The 1,385-nt window shown below is 58.6% G+C and carries 2 protein-coding genes; both read right to left on the bottom strand.

Annotation, left to right across the window (positions count from 1 at the left end; genetic code table 11):
- Positions 1–298, bottom strand: a 298-nt coding sequence (locus Y708_RS30570; protein ID WP_216699853.1) for a hypothetical protein, incomplete at its 3' end; no start/stop codon positions are given.
- An 862-nt stretch (positions 299–1,160) separates the two neighbouring features.
- A partial coding sequence (locus Y708_RS30565) for a hypothetical protein (RefSeq protein WP_216699852.1) occupies positions 1,161–1,385 on the bottom strand: 225 nt, incomplete at its 5' end.

The following is a 1,385-nucleotide window of genomic DNA, read 5'->3' as shown; positions in this document are numbered from 1 at the left end:
CCAAAAATAAACGCGACTGTAGTACTAGGCGCAGATCGACGGTAGCGACGCCACTTTCGTAATTAGTCTGAGTGATGGAGAAGGGCACCGCAGCGTAGTGTTGTGCATAATTTCGGATGCCACGTATCAGATCAAAATCCTCGCTCTCCTCTGCAGCGGCGTCGACTGCTTGCTTGAAGCGGGACATGTACTGCCTCCCGTCCTTCGCGCGCTGTGGCCAACGTGACTGCTCACCATCCGTTAGCACGGTGAACACACCCAACAAAGCGTGGAGATCCAGTTGTATATCTTGCACCACGGTCGAAGTTAGGCCGCCGGCCGAACCCGTCAGATTGGAACCGCTTAGCATCCTCACATGGCCCAAGAGGCGCTGATAGGCACGGCAAAACATGTCGATGATCGGAAAATCGCTCTTCCCGCGGAGATCCCTCTGGCCGCGGCGGCACCATCTCGATTCGAGATCCTAGGTCCCGGGCGCTGGTTTCCCTCAATATCTCGGTAGAAGATTTGCCAGCTCACACTGCTCCTAACTAGTCCTCGAGTTCACGCTAACGCAATTGGCCCGTTCACGACGGCCGTTCGAAACGCAGATACCGGGGAGCTGGAGATGGCCGTTTCCTGCCAAGGCGGACTGGCCGCGCGGCCAGTTCCCGCGCTGAGTTGCTAACCCTCCCACCGGACCGTCTTGACGATCCCGTCAATGTCCCGAACAACCTTCTCATATTGATGGGGACACCGTCTGGCTCATGCTTCTGGAAGATTTGGGTAAGCGCACCGATATGACGGTCGGGCAGAAGGTCAAGACCTTCCGCCCCTGCCTCGTCTTTCTGCTTTCGCTGCAGCTGCGACACCGCTGGCGAGGTCGAGCAGCTCCTGCAGAAAGGAGATAAACTCCTGCGCCTTAGCGAACTGGCTTTCACGCAACCGGTCCAGCCGTTCGGCAAGCGAAACGGTACGCGCTGTGGCCGCCGTTGGGGCCCTCGATGCGGCGCCTGAGCCGTTGCGCAATGTTCTGGACAACGTCGGCTGCCGTGACAACGGAGGGATTTCTCAGGTTTTTCGATGATGACGCCGGCATCGATGGGGCGTTTGATGGTGCCCTCATCGGGATGACGACATCAACGCCGGTGTCCCTGGGTTCGCTCCAGATACAGCTTCGATCAGTCGGCTTCCCGATGCTGGCGAAGGAAGGCTTCAAGTTCATCGATCAGTGCGGGGTCGTAGTAATCCCGCGGAAGGAGGCCGAGCTTGCGGACTGTGCGCAAGCGAACCGCATGCGCCCGGGTGCAGTTGTGACAATAATCATTCAACGCTTGGCCGTCCTGATGAATTGTGCAATTACTCGAAGGCAGCGGCGGGACGGGGCGCATGCCGAGCGCGGTGAA

It is taken from the genome of Arthrobacter sp. H5, from assembly GCF_000520595.1.
GTDB lineage: Bacteria > Actinomycetota > Actinomycetes > Actinomycetales > Micrococcaceae > Arthrobacter_D.
This window is presented reverse-complemented; position numbering and strand designations above follow the sequence as displayed.